Below are 13,187 nucleotides of genomic sequence, written 5' to 3' on the forward strand. Positions count from 1 at the left end.
ACAGGACGAATGCCCGAGGGTCACTCCGTCCACCGCATCGCCAACCAGTTCACCCGGCACTTCGTCGGCAAACGGTGCGAGGTGTCGAGTCCGCAGGGGCGGTTCGCCGCCGGGGCCGCGCAGCTCGACGGCAAGCGCATGGTCGCCGCGCGCGCCGTGGCCAAGCAGATGTTCCTGGAGTTCGAGGGCGACCTGTTCCTGCGCGTGCACCTCGGCCTGTACGGCGCGTGGGACTTCGCCGGCGTGATCTCGTCCGCCGAGGCGTTGTCCGAGGACGGCGACGGCGAGGAGTCCCTGGCCTCGATCGGCGCGCCCCGGCTCGCCCGGTACCGGATGGCCGAGCAGGAGAAGGTCGAGGACCCGATCGAGTCCTTCCCGCCGGACCCCGTCGGGCAGGTCCGGGTCCGGATCCTGACCGAGGACACCGTCGCCGACCTGCGCGGTCCGACCGCCTGCGTCGTCGAGACCCCGGCCGAGGTGCAGCAGGCGCTCGACAAGCTCGGCCCGGACCCGATCAACGACGACGGCCCCGAGGCCGAGCAGACCTTCGTGGACAACGTCCGGAAGCGCAACGTCGCCATCGGCCAGCTGCTCATGGACCAGTCGGTGGTCGCCGGGATCGGCAACATCTACCGCGCCGAGCTGCTGTTCCGGCAGCGCATCGACCCGTACAAGCCCGGCAAGAAGATCACCGTCAAGCAGGCGAAGGCGCTGTGGGCGGACTGGTCGAAGCTGCTGCACGACGGCGTCCGCGACGGCCTGATGATGACCATGGACGGCCTGTCCGACGCCGACCACAAGAAGGCGCAGCGCTCGCGGAAGGACCGGCACTGGGTCTACCACCGCCAGGGCGAGCCCTGCCGGGTGTGCGGCACCGAGATCCGGATGGCCGACATGGCCGGCCGCAAGCTCTACTGGTGCCCGAAGGACCAGAAGTAGCGCGCGTCAGAGCTCGCGGTGCGTGAACCGTCCGGCGATCGCGGTCGCGAGCACGTGCACGTCGCGCAGGGCCGCTGACGAGGCCGCCAGCGGATCGGACCCGACGAGCACCAGGTCCGCCACGTCGCCGACGGCCACCGTGGTGCGGCCGCCGTCGGTCGACCCGCGCCATGCCGTCAACGCGGTGAGCCGCTCCGCCGGGTGCCAGGGTCCGCGGCCGTCACGGTCGCGGCCGACCGCCGCGGCCATCGACACCCAGGGGTCGAGCGGTGCCACCGGGGCGTCGGACCCGAGCAGTAGTCGGGTGCCGGCCCGTGCGAGCGACGCGAAGGCGAAGGCCCGCTCGGTCAGGCCCGCCCAGTGCCGGTCGGCGACGTCGCGGTCGTCCATCGCGTGCTCGGGCTGCACCGACGCGGCGACGCCGAGCCGTGCGAACCGGTCGACGTCGGTGTCGGCGACCAGCTGGGCGTGCTCGATCGTGCCGCGTGCGCCGACGGCCTCGAAGACGTCGAGCGCGAGCGTGTTCGCCCGGTCGCCGATCGCGTGCACGGCGGGGACGAGCCCGCCGGCGACCGCGCGGCGGGTGATCGCGACGAGGTCGTCGAACGGCCAGGCCAGCACGCCGGACCCGTCGGCCATCGCCGCCGTCCTGGTGCCGAGCGACCCGTCGGTGATCACCTTGAAGGGCCCCATCGTCAGCAGGCCGCGGGTGCCCTCGACGACGTCGCCGGTCCGGAGCCCGCGCGCGAGCACCGCGTCGAGCTCGCCCGGGTAGACCCCGGAGGACACGCGCAGTCCGTCGGTCCCCGCGTGCACCCGGCGCACCCACCGGTCCAGGCCGAAGCGCATCTCGAGGTCGATGACGCGCGTCACCCCGCGGGCGGCGGCGGCCTCCACCGCGTCCGCCACCCAGCCGTCGAGCACGGCGTCCGGCACCTGCGACAGCGCGCCGGTGACGTCGAACGCGTCCTGCTCGCGCAGGACGCCGTCCTCGCCCGCCGGCAGCGGCCGGCCGAGCACGACCGCGAAGTGCGCGAGTGCGAGGGCGTTGCACCAGACCGCGTGCAGGTCGCCGCTGATGACGACGACCGGGAGGCCCGGTGCGGCCCCGTCGAGCAGCGCGCGTCGTGCGGGGCGCGGCCACATGCCGTCGCGGTAGCCGTGTCCGACGAGCACGCCGTCGGTCCCTCCGGTGCGCGCGGCCGCGGCGAGCAGGTCGGCGGTCGCCTCGGCCGAGTCGCAGCCGGAGACGTCGACCCGGCGGCGCGCCAGGGCCCACTGGTCGAAGTGCGTGTGGTGGTCGACGAGGCCCGGGCCGAGCCAGGCGCCCCCGGTCTCGACGACGTCGGTGTCCGGGCCGGCGGGGTCGAGCGTGCCGGCCGGCCCGACCTCGGACACCCGGCCGTGGACCACGCGGACGTCGGACGGCGCGCCGGAGGTGCCCACCCGCCGGACGGTGCGGAGCAGGACCTCCTGCGTCCCCGCCGTCACGGCCGGACCCGCTCGATCTCGTCGGCGAGCGCCGGCGACGCGTACGGGCCGTCGCCCCGCAGGCCGGCGAGGATCCGCTCGACGACCTCGGGGGCCTTGTTCTGCGAGAGCTTCGCGCGGGCGTCGACCCGGGTGACGCGGATCCGGATCCCGACGGTGCCCTTCGCCATCCGGCGGGCGGTCTCCTCGTCGACCTGCAGGGACACCGGCTCCGGCATGACGCGCTCGAAGTGGTCGACGAGTTCGCCGAGCACCCGGAAGTTCTCGTCGTCGGACAGGATCTCCGGCGTGCCCCACACGTGCGCGGTGACGTGGTTCCAGGTGGGGACGAACTGCTCCGGCGGGTACCAGGCGGGGGAGACGTAGCCGTGCGGCCCCTGGAAGACGACGAGCACCTCGTGCTGCCCGAGCTCATGCGCGACCTCGTCCGGGCGGCCGACGTGCGAGACGAGCACGAGGTCGTCCGGGTCCTCGTCGGGACGGGGCTCCTCGAGCAGGAACGGGTAGTGCGAGGCGACGATGCCCGATGCGGTGTGCGACACGATCGTGGCCCAGGGGTGCTCGGCGACGAGCCGCCGGACCTCGGCCGGGTCGGTCATCAGGAAGTGGGGTGTGTGCCGCATGCTCCGAGCGTGGCACAGCAGCCCGCCGGGGCGCGAGCGGCGGGGTTTCGGTCGTGTTTCAGCGCGGTAAAGGTTTCAGAGATCATTGAAACAAGTCTTGTGGTCGGGATTCGCCGGACCCTAGGTTCCTCGACAACGACGGCCGGGCAGGGACCCGGTCGCACCGATCGAGGAGCAATCATGCGACGCAGGACGATCACCGCGCTGGCCGCGGCCGCCACCGTGGTGCTGGTGGCCACGGGCTGTTCGGCCGGCGGGGACGCCGACTCCGCCGCCGGCGGCGGCAGCCTGGTCTACGCCACCGGGGAGCCCGACCACCTGACCCCGGGACGCCAGACCGTCGCGTTCACGCAGACCCTGGCCCTGTTCGCCCCGCTCACCGAGACCGACGCCGACGGCGAGCTCCAGGACGTCGCCGCCGAGAGCGTCACGAGCGACGACGCCACCACGTGGACGATCACGCTCCGCGACGGGTGGGAGTTCCAGAACGGCGAGCCCGTCACGCCCGAGAGCTACGTGAAGGCGTGGAACCACACCGCCTACGGGCCGAACGCCTGGGAGAACAGCGGCCAGCTCGCCGCGATCGTCGGCTACTCGGACCTCAACCCCGCGAAGGGCACCCCGACGACGAAGGAGATGTCCGGGCTGCGGGTCACCGGCGACGACACCTTCACCGTGACGCTCACCCACGCGGACAGCCAGTTCCCGCTGCAGCTCAGCCAGGCGCAGACCGCGTTCTACCCGATGCCCGAGGCCGCCTACGACGACCTGAAGGCCTACGACGCGAAGCCGATCGGCAACGGCCCCTACGAGATGACCGAGGCGCGGAAGGCGAACCAGGAGTTCACCGTCAGCGCCTGGTCCGGCTACCAGGGCACGAAGGCGAAGACCGACGAGGTCACCTTCCGGCCGTACTCGGACATGAACACCGCCTACACCGACGTCCTCGCCGGCAACGCGGACGTGCTGTTCCTGCCGACCGACAAGATGACGAGCGCCGACGCCGACTTCGGCGACCGGCTGCACTCGTTCGACGCCCCCGGCATCGACTACCTCGGCTTCCCGCTCTGGGACGACCGGTACGCCGACCCCGACGTCCGCCGCGCGATCTCGATGTCCATCGACCGCGACGAGGTGAACGACGCCATCTACGGCGGCCTGTACGAACCCGCCACCGCGCTCACCCCGCCGAACATGTCCGGCACGCAGGAGGGCATCTGCGGCGAGGCGTGCGAGTTCGACCCGGCGGCGGCCAAGCAGCTCCTGGCCGACGCCGGCGGGTTCGAGGGCTCGATCACGCTCGTGTACCCGGGCGGCAACGGCCTCGACTCGCTGTACGAGGCCTACGCGAACCAGATCCGGCAGAACCTCGGCGTCGACACCGAGGCGAAGGCCACCACCGACTGGGCGTCGTACTACTCGCAGCTCACCGACAAGGAGATCGAGGGCCCGCACTTCGGCCACTGGGGTGCCCTGTACGCCAGCCAGCAGAACACCCTCCGGGCGCTGTTCACCACCGCCGGCGGGTGCGCGCCCTGCACCGGGTACTACCAGTCCGACCAGGTCGACGAGCTCCTGGCGAAGGCGGACTCCGCCGGCTCCCAGGACGAGGCGAACGACTACTACGCCCAGACCCAGGAGGCCGTCCTGGCCGACTTCCCGGTCGTGCCGACCTTCTTCGACAAGTACTCGTACGTCGTCAGCGAGAAGATCGCGTCGCTGCCCGCCGTCGACGGCAGCCCGGTCGTCCCGCAGATCACCGTGCAGTAGGGACCGGCACCACCACATGGACCAGCGCACCGTCCTCCGCCTCGCGACCTCGGTCCCCGACCGCGACGGCTTCCCCCTCGTCGACGACCTGCACGCCCGGTTCGCCGCGCTCGCCGCGGCCCACCCGGACCGGGTCACGGTCACCCGCATCGGCACCAGCCGGCTCGGCGAACCGCTCCACAGCTACCGGATCGGGTCCGGGTCGCACGCCGCCGTCGTCGTCGGCGGCGTGCACCCGAACGAACCGATCGGCTCGTGGACAGCGCTGCACCTCGCCGAGACGATGGCCACCGACACCGCGACGGCCGACGCGCTCGACACCACCTGGCACGTCGTCCCGACCATCGACCCGGACGGCATGCGGCTCAACGAGGCGTGGTTCCACGACCCGCACGACCGGGTCCGGTACGCCCGGGGCTTCTACCGGCCCGCGCCCGACAGCCAGGTGGAGTGGACGTTCCCGAACAGCCACGGGTCGGTGTACTTCGACCAGGTGCTCCCAGAGACGCTCGCGTTCATGCGGCTCATCGACGACACCGAGCCCGAGCTGCTCGTGAGCCTGCACAACGGTGAGATGGGCGGCGTCTACTACTACCTGTCCGAGGACCTGCCCGACGTCATCGACACCCTGCACGCGGTCCCGGCCGCGCTCGGGCTGCCGCTCGACACCGGGGAGCCGGAGTCGCCGTACCTGCGCGCGTTCGCCCCCGCGGTGTTCGCGATGGAGGGCGTCGAGGCCGCGTACGACTACCTCGAGGGGCTCGGCATCGACCCCGGCGAGCACATCCACGGCGCCTCGAGCGCGGCGTGGGCGATGCGCCACGGGGCCCTGTGCCTGGTGGCGGAACTGCCGTACTGGAGCCACCCGGACGCCGACGACCAGACCCCGACGTCCGAGCCGTACGCCCACCTGCTCCGCCGGTGCGCCGACGCCCTCGGCGCCTCGGGCGCGGAGCTGCAGGAGGTCCTCGACGCCGCGACGCCGATGCTCACGATCGAGACGCCGTTCCTCGAGGGTTCCCGCGCGTTCATCCCGATGATCGGCGGGATGACCGACACCGACCGTGCCCGTGCCGACCGCGAGCCGGCGGAGCGGATGGCCACGGTCGCGGAGCGCTTCGGCTGCGAGGACCTGGTCCGCTGCTTCCGCCTGCGCTACGGCGGCATGCTGCTCCGCGCGCTCGAGGCCGAGACCGTCGCCGGCACCGCCCCTGCGCCGCTGCGGCGGCTCCGCGACCGCCTGGCGGAGCGCTACGCGGTCTGGCAGGCGGACGAGGCGACCGGCGCCGAACCGATCCCGATCAGCAAGCTGGTGGGGGTGCAGTACGGGGCGATCCTCGCCTGCGCGGCGCACGTGGCGGACCCGACCCGCGCCTCCCGACCGCAGCTGGTCACCACGGGACGGACGGGAGGCGCGTGATGCGCCCGGCGCTCGCCGTCGGCCGTCGGTTCGGCGGCCTGGTCGTGGTGTTCCTCGGGGTGACGTTCCTCATCTACGCGATGACCTTCGCGCTGCCGGGCGACCCGATCCGGGCGCTCGGCGGCGACCGACCGCTCAGCGACGCGGTCGTCCGCGCGCTCCGGGCCGAGTACCACCTCGACCAGCCGCTCTGGGAGCAGTACCTGCGGTACATCGGCGGGCTGTTCCGCGGCGACTTCGGCACCGACTTCAGCGGTGAGTCCGTCGGCGAGCAGATGGCCTCGCGGTGGCCGGTGACGGTCACGCTCGCGCTCACCGCGTGGGCGCTCGAGATCGTGCTCGGCATCGGACTCGGCGTGCTCTCCGCGCTGCGCCGCGGCACGGTCCTCGACAAGACCGTGCTCGTCGGCACGATCGTCGTCGGCGCGGTGCCGGTCTTCGTGCTCGGGGTCGCCCTGCAACTCGTGTTCTCGGTGCGGCTGCACTGGTTCCCGGTCGCCGGTGCGACCGCCGGGTGGCCCACCGCCTACGTGCTGCCGGCCCTCGTCATCGCCCTGTTCGGGCTGGCGGCGGTGTCGCGGCTGACCCGCACCTCGGTGATCGAGACGCTCGACGCCGACCACGTGCGCACCGTGCGGGCGAAGGGGCTGACCCCTGGTCGGATCGTCGGCGTGCACGTCATGCGGAACTCGCTCATCCCGACCGCCACCTACCTGGCGACCGACCTCGGCTACCTGATGGGCGGCACCGTCGTCATCGAGGGCATCTTCAACCTGCCCGGCGTCGGGAACCTGCTGTTCCAGGGCATCCGCTCGCACGAGGGCGCCGTCGTCGTCGGGATCTCGACCGCCCTCATCCTGGTGTTCCTCGTCACGAGCGTGCTCGTCGACCTACTGCACGCCGCCCTCGACCCCCGTGTCCGGACCGGAGCCGCCCGATGACCACCGCAGCCCTCAGCGCCACCGTCGAACCCGTCGTCGCCGGTCGCCGGCGCCCCCTGCTCGCCGTCGTCCGCACCCCCGGGTTCTGGCTGCCCGCCGGCGTCCTCGCGGTGGTGCTCCTCGTCGCCGCGTTCCCGCAGCTGCTCGCGGGGCTGTTCGGCCACGGCGACCCCCGCGCGTGCGACCTCGGCCGGAGCGGCGACGCCCCGACCGACGGCCACCCGTTCGGCTTCGACCTGCAGGGCTGCGACGTCTACGCCAACGTCGTGCACGGCACGCGGTCCTCGGTCGCCGTCGCCGTGCTCACCACGGTGCTCGCCGGAGTCGTCGCGGTCGTCGTCGGGACGGTCGCGGGCATGGTCGGCGGCTGGGTGGACGCCGCCCTCGCCCGGCTCACCGACGTGTTCCTCGGCTTCCCCTTCCTGCTCGGCGCCGTCGTGGTGCTCAACAGCGTGGGGGAGCGGTCGGTGCTGACGGTGTCGCTCGTGCTCGCCCTGTTCGGGTGGCCGACGATGGCCCGGCTCGTGCGGTCGAGCGTCCGCAGCGTCCGGAACGCCGAGTTCGTGCTCGCCGCCCGCACGATGGGGCTGTCCACCTGGCGGATCACGACCCGGTACGTGCTGCCCTCGTCGGTCTCGCCGCTCCTCGTGCTCGCGACCATCACCGTCGGCGGGGTCATCGTGTCCGAATCGACGCTCACCTACCTCGGCATCGGGCTCGAGCGGCCGGCGGTCTCCTGGGGGCTGCAGCTGTCCGCCGCCACCTCGCAGTTCCTCCGCGCCCCGCACATGCTCGTCGCGCCCGCGGCGTTCCTCGCCGTGACCGTGCTCGCCGTCATCGCCCTCGGCGACACCCTGCGCGCCGCGCTCGACCCACGCCGACGCTGACCCGCCGCGCGCGGCACCCGACCCGCGACGGTGTCGCGCGCGGCACTCGACCCGCATCGGTGTGGCGCGCAAGACTCGACGTACCGCTCTCGAAAGGACCACCGTGACCGACACCCTCGCCGCATACCGCACGACCCTGCCCTACGTCCACGACTGGGTGTCGTACAAGGTCTGGCAACTGCGCGTGCCCGGCGTGCAGGTCGCCGTCGGGTACGGCGGCGAGGTCCTGTTCGACGAGGCGTGGGGCCACGCCGACGTCGAGGCCGGGCGTCGCCTGACCACCACGGACCTGTTCCGCATCGCCTCGCACTCGAAGACCTTCACCGCGACGGCGCTGCTGCAGCTCGCCGAGCGCGGCGCCCTGCGCCTCGACGACACGGTCGGCACCCACCTGCCCGCACTCGTCGAGGGCGGTTCCCCGATCGCCGACGCGACCATCCGCGAGCTCATGGAGATGGGCGCCGGCGTCATCCGCGACGGCCACGACGGCGACTACTGGTCGCTCCTGCGGCCGTTCCCCGACGAGCAGGAGCTCCTCGCGCTCGTCCTCGACCGCGGCCAGAAGGTGCCGACGGGTTCGTCGTTCAACTACTCGAACCTCGGCTACTCGCTGCTCGGGCTCGTCATCGCGGCGGTCTCCGGCCGGTCGTACAACGACTTCGTCCGCGAGTCGATCACCGAGCCGCTCGGCCTGCGGAACACCGGTCCGGACTGGGACCCGACCCGTGCCGACGACTTCGTGGTCGGGTACACCGGCTTCCACACCGCGCGGCACCGGCAGCGCATCGACCACGTCGACACCCGGGCGATGGCTGCCGCGACCGGCTTCCACGGCACCGCGTCCGACCTGGTCCGGTACTTCTCCCAGCACGTCATCGGCCAGGGCACCCTGCTCGACGACCACTCGAAGCGCCTGGCGCAGCGCAAGGCCTGGAGCGCCACCGACGACCCGGCCGCCCGCGGCTACGGCGCCGGCTTCATCGTCGACCGCATCAACGGGCGTGAGGTCCGCGGCCACTCCGGCGGCTTCCCCGGCCACATCACGCAGTCGATGTTCGACCCCGCCTCCGGCCTCGTCGTGTCCGTGCTGACGAGCGCCGCCGCGGGGCCGGCGACGCTCATCGCGACCGCGATCATCGAGATGCTCGACGCCGCGGCCGACGCCGACGCACCCGGCACGCCCGTGCCCGACGACGTCGACACCGCTGCCTACACCGGACGCTTCGCGAACCCGTGGGGCGTCACCGACGTCGCCCGGATCGGCGACCGGCTCGTCCTGGTGGACCCGTCCGCACCGTCGCCGCTCGAGACCCCGACCCGGCTCGAGGTCGTCGACGCCGACACCCTCCGGATGACCCACGGCAACCGCTTCGGGTCGGTGGACGAGGACGTCACCTACGACCGTGCGGCCGACGGCACCGTCCGCTCGATCCGCGGCGGCGGCGGCATGTCCGAGGAACCGTGGACGATCCCGGTCGAGTCGCCCGAGGTGGCCGCAGGGCTCGCGTCGTGACCGGCCCGGGGGCGTCCACGGGGGAGACCGGCGGCGCCGACGACCGGCTGCTCGAGCCGGAACGGCAGGCCTTCGTCGAGGAGTTCGCCCTGATGCTCAACGACGCCGCGGGCATGCCCCTCACCGACGCCCGGGTGCTCGGCTACCTGCTGGTGACCCGCGCGCCGCACTCGTCCTCCGCCGACCTGCAGGCGGCCCTCGGCGCGAGCTCCGGGTCGATCTCGATGGCGACGCGACGGCTCGTCGAGACCGGGTTCGTGAAGCGCCACACCGTCCCCGGCGAGCGCAGCCACTACTTCCGCGCCGAGGCGGACGTCTGGGGCTCCTGGCTCGCGGGGGAGCGCAAGTACCTGGACCGGCAGCGCGACGTCATCGGCCGGGGGCTCGCGATCGTCGAGTCCGCCGGGCGCACCGCCGCGGGGGACGTGGACGCCGAGGTGCGCGAACGCCTGCTGAACGGCCGCGACTACATGCAGTGGCTGCAGGGCTACCACCACGAGATGCTCCAGGAGTGGGAGGCGTTCAAGGCCGCCCGCGACGACACCGACCGATCGGAGACCCCATGACCGACGTCCTGCACGTCGACCACCTCACCGTCACCTTCGACGTGGACGGCACCGAGGTGCGCGCGGTCGACGACGCCTCGTTCACGGTCGGTCGCGGCGAGGTCGTCGCCGTCGTCGGGGAGTCCGGGTCGGGCAAGAGCATGACGGCGATGACCGCGATGGGCATCGCCCCGGAGGGTGCCCGCGCCACCGGCAGCGTCCGCCTCGGCGACCTCGAGGTCGTCGGCGCCGACGAACGGGCCATGCGCGGGGTCCGCGGCCGCAGCGTCTCGATGGTCTTCCAGGACCCGTCGGCGGCGCTCGACCCGGTCTTCACCATCGGCTTCCAGATCGCCGAGTCCGTCCGCCGCGCCGACCCGGGTCTGGACCGTGCCGCCGTCCGCGCGCGCTCGGTCGAGCTGCTGCGCGCCGTCGAGGTGCCGGATCCGGAGCGTCGACTGCGGCAGTACCCGCACGAGCTCTCCGGCGGTCAGGCGCAGCGGGTGATGATCGCGATGGCGCTCGCCGCCGACCCGGACCTGCTCATCGCCGACGAGCCCACCACGGCGCTCGACGTCACGGTGCAGGCCGAGGTGCTCGACGTCATCCGCGCGCTCCGGGAGCGCACCGGCACCGCGGTCCTGCTCATCACCCACGACATGGGCGTCGTCGCCGACATCGCCGACCGGGTGGTCGTCATGCGCCGTGGTCGCGTCGTCGAGACGGGCACGGTGGGCGCCGTCTTCGCCGCGCCGACCGCCGAGTACACGCGCGACCTGCTCGCCGCGGTCCCGCGCATGGGCACCGGGTCCGGTGGGGAGGCCCGGCTCGGCCCCGCCGCGACGCCCCCGTCGCCCGTCCTCGACGTCCGACACCTCGTGGTCGAGTACGGCGGTGCCCTGAGCGGCCGCTTCCGCGCCGTCGACGACGTGTCGTTCTCGGTGGAGCGCGGCGAGATCGTCGGACTCGTGGGGGAGTCCGGCAGCGGGAAGACGACCATCGGCCGGGCCGCCGTCGGCCTCGCGCCGATCACGTCCGGCTCCGTCGTGGTCGACGGCACCGACGTGGCGGGAGCCGGCCGCGTCGGCCGACGCGCGATGCGACGGCACGTCGGTGTCGTGTTCCAGAACCCGCTCCGCTCGTTGAACCCCCGGTACACGGTCGGGCAGACCGTCGCCGAGCCGCTCCGGCAGATCCTGCGCCTGCCGACGCCGCAGGTCGACGAGCGGGTCGACCGGCTGCTCGCCGACGTCGGACTCGACGGCGGCTTCCGCGAGCGCTACCCGCACGAGCTCTCCGGCGGCCAGCGGCAACGTGTCGCGATCGCCCGCGCGGTGGCGCTCGACCCCGCCCTGCTCATCGCCGACGAGCCGACGAGCGCCCTCGACGTCTCCGTGCAGGCCCGGGTGCTCGACGTCTTCCGCGAGCTGCAGGAACGCCTGGGCTTCGCCTGCCTCTTCGTCACCCACGACCTGGCCGTCGTCGACACGCTGTGCGACCGGGTCGTCGTGCTGCACCACGGGACGATCGTCGAGCAGGGAACACGCGACGCCGTCCTGCGGTCGCCGAGCGACCCGTACACGCGGCGGCTCGTGCAGGCGGCTCCGGTGCCGGACCCCGACGAGCAGGCGGCGCGGCGTGCGGTCCGCCTCGCCGAGCGGGTCGGTTGAGCACTCGGCTGGACAACCGGTGCAACAACACGGCGGCTGACGGTCTCGGTTCGTGAACTCCGGGGTTCGTGAACCGAGAACGTCAGAGGCTGGGGGATGACCGCCACCGCGCGCTGGCCTGGCGCCGTCCGCACAGCCCGGATCCCGCTGGAGCCGAATCTGACCCGCCCCGCCCTGCCCCAACCCGCCCGGTGACTGTGACTGTGGTGGTGGCGGCTGCGGTTGCAGTGGCAGTGGCAGTGGCAGCGGCGCTGGCAGCGTCGGTGACGCCCGTTGCAGGCCCTCCACCCGGTGCACTCCGCCGCCCGATCGTCCTGGATGCGGGGGTCCTGCGCAACTGACGGTTCTGGTTGGTGAATCGTGGGATCCGTGTACCGCGACCGTCATCGGCGGCTGGTGATGATCGCTTCCCGTGTTGCTTCGTCTGCCGCGGGGGAGGACGTTTCCTTTCTGCGCGGCTGACGGTTCTGGTTGGTGAATCGTGGGATCCGTGCACCGCGACCGTCAGTCGCGGCGACCGAGACCGATCTCGGGTGCGCGGACGCGCCGCAGCGCCCGCCACATGGACGAGGTGGTGGCGAAGCCGAAGCGCATGGCGACCTCGACGGGCCGGTCGCCGCGAGCGAGGGCGTTCCGGACCTCCAGGCTCCGGAACCACCGCCCGAGCTGCGCCGGTGTGCAGCCCGTGGCCTCGGCGCACCGACGTTCGAGGGTGCGCTCCGACATGCGGACGCCCTCGAGCAACTCTGCGGTCGTGTACCGGTGCTCGGCGTCGAAGATGCGGTCGAGGACGCGCGCGAGGCTGTTGTCCTGCAGCAGCGGTGGCGCGTTGTCGTGGAGCACGGTGGTGACCACGAGCTGCGCGAGCGCGTCCTGCTGCACGCCGTGCCATCGACCACTGTCGAGTTCGCCCAGGTGCTGCAGCGCGAGTACGACGTCGGGTGCCGGATGTCCCGCCGGTCGGGTGGTGGCGACGGGCGGGAGTGCGAGGACTTCGGCGGCGAGGGGGCCGAACGTCGCCGATCCGACCACGATGCCGGTGTAGGCGGAGAGTGCCTCGTACGGGAACGTGGAGGAGGGTGCGGTCTGCGGCGGTCCGTGTTGCTGACGTGCGGTGCCGACCGTCATCGTCGTGTGTCGTTCGAGCAGCGCGGCGCCGCCGGCCGCGACGAGTTCGTCCGTGTCCCCGCGGCGGACCCACACCGGTCGGTACCGGGTCGCGACCCAGGCGTGCGTGCCGGTCGGCTCGAGGGCGAGTGTCCACTGGTCCTCGTCGGCGTGGATCACCGTGCCGGAACGGACCTCGACGCCCACCGCGTCCACCAGAGCCCGGAGTGCATCGCCCATGCACCCGAGCATGGACGATCAACAGCTGACGCCCGGCGGCC

At 72.8% G+C, this 13,187-nt stretch carries 11 protein-coding genes; 8 read left to right on the forward strand and 3 right to left on the reverse strand.

What is annotated here, in order from left to right; translation table 11 throughout:
• The first annotated feature begins 9 nt into the window (after nt 1-9).
• Nucleotides 10-939 (forward strand): Fpg/Nei family DNA glycosylase, encoded by a 930-nt coding sequence (locus BIU94_RS08290; protein ID WP_071257162.1) that lies wholly within the window; start codon nt 10-12, stop codon nt 937-939.
• Between the two features lie 6 nt (nt 940-945).
• Here BIU94_RS08290 and BIU94_RS08295 read toward each other — a convergent pair whose 3' ends face one another.
• Together BIU94_RS08295 and BIU94_RS08300 are read right to left on the reverse strand one after the other, a co-directional pair.
• Nucleotides 946-2,430 (reverse strand): amidohydrolase, encoded by a 1,485-nt coding sequence (locus BIU94_RS08295; RefSeq protein WP_071257164.1) that lies wholly within the window; start codon nt 2,428-2,430, stop codon nt 946-948.
• Nucleotides 2,427-3,053 (reverse strand): FMN-binding negative transcriptional regulator, encoded by a 627-nt coding sequence (locus BIU94_RS08300; RefSeq protein WP_071257167.1) that lies wholly within the window; start codon nt 3,051-3,053, stop codon nt 2,427-2,429. Before BIU94_RS08300 ends, BIU94_RS08295 begins: the two co-directional genes overlap by 4 nt.
• 180 nt (nt 3,054-3,233) lie before the next feature.
• Here BIU94_RS08300 and BIU94_RS08305 point away from each other — a divergent pair, with 180 nt between their 5' ends.
• The 7 genes from BIU94_RS08305 to BIU94_RS08335 all read left to right on the forward strand — a co-directional run bounded on the left by BIU94_RS08305 (nt 3,234) and on the right by BIU94_RS08335 (nt 11,799).
• Nucleotides 3,234-4,823 carry an ABC transporter substrate-binding protein gene (locus BIU94_RS08305; protein WP_071257169.1) on the forward strand — a complete coding sequence of 530 codons (1,590 nt, stop codon included), beginning with the start codon at nt 3,234-3,236 and terminating at the stop codon, nt 4,821-4,823.
• Nucleotides 4,824-4,839: 16 nt separating this feature from the next.
• Nucleotides 4,840-6,243: a M14 family zinc carboxypeptidase gene (locus BIU94_RS08310; protein ID WP_071257171.1), complete on the forward strand. Its 1,404-nt coding sequence runs from the start codon at nt 4,840-4,842 to the stop codon at nt 6,241-6,243.
• Complete coding sequence (locus BIU94_RS08315; protein WP_071257744.1) at nt 6,243-7,184, forward strand: ABC transporter permease; 942 nt, start codon at nt 6,243-6,245, stop codon at nt 7,182-7,184. The genes BIU94_RS08310 and BIU94_RS08315 overlap by 1 nt, the downstream gene beginning before the upstream one ends.
• Nucleotides 7,181-8,071 carry an ABC transporter permease gene (locus BIU94_RS08320; protein WP_071257173.1) on the forward strand — a complete coding sequence of 297 codons (891 nt, stop codon included), beginning with the start codon at nt 7,181-7,183 and terminating at the stop codon, nt 8,069-8,071. The genes BIU94_RS08315 and BIU94_RS08320 overlap by 4 nt, the downstream gene beginning before the upstream one ends.
• A gap of 103 nt (nt 8,072-8,174) precedes the next feature.
• Nucleotides 8,175-9,584 (forward strand): serine hydrolase, encoded by a 1,410-nt coding sequence (locus tag BIU94_RS08325; RefSeq protein WP_071257176.1) that lies wholly within the window; start codon nt 8,175-8,177, stop codon nt 9,582-9,584.
• Entirely contained in the window at nt 9,581-10,150 is a 570-nt protein-coding gene (locus BIU94_RS08330; RefSeq protein WP_071257178.1) for a GbsR/MarR family transcriptional regulator, read from the forward strand. Before BIU94_RS08325 ends, BIU94_RS08330 begins: the two co-directional genes overlap by 4 nt.
• Nucleotides 10,147-11,799, forward strand: coding sequence for an ABC transporter ATP-binding protein (locus tag BIU94_RS08335; RefSeq protein ID WP_071257180.1), 1,653 nt, complete (start codon nt 10,147-10,149; stop codon nt 11,797-11,799). The genes BIU94_RS08330 and BIU94_RS08335 overlap by 4 nt, the downstream gene beginning before the upstream one ends.
• A gap of 504 nt (nt 11,800-12,303) precedes the next feature.
• Here the strand turns inward: BIU94_RS08335 and BIU94_RS08340 are convergent.
• On the reverse strand, nt 12,304-13,146 hold the full coding sequence (locus BIU94_RS08340) for an AraC family transcriptional regulator (protein ID WP_071298179.1): 843 nt from the start codon (nt 13,144-13,146) through the stop codon (nt 12,304-12,306).
• Between the last annotated feature and the right edge of the window lie 41 nt (nt 13,147-13,187).

The sequence above is a fragment of the Curtobacterium sp. MMLR14_006 genome, assembly GCF_001864985.1.
Classification (GTDB): Bacteria; Actinomycetota; Actinomycetes; order Actinomycetales; family Microbacteriaceae; genus Curtobacterium.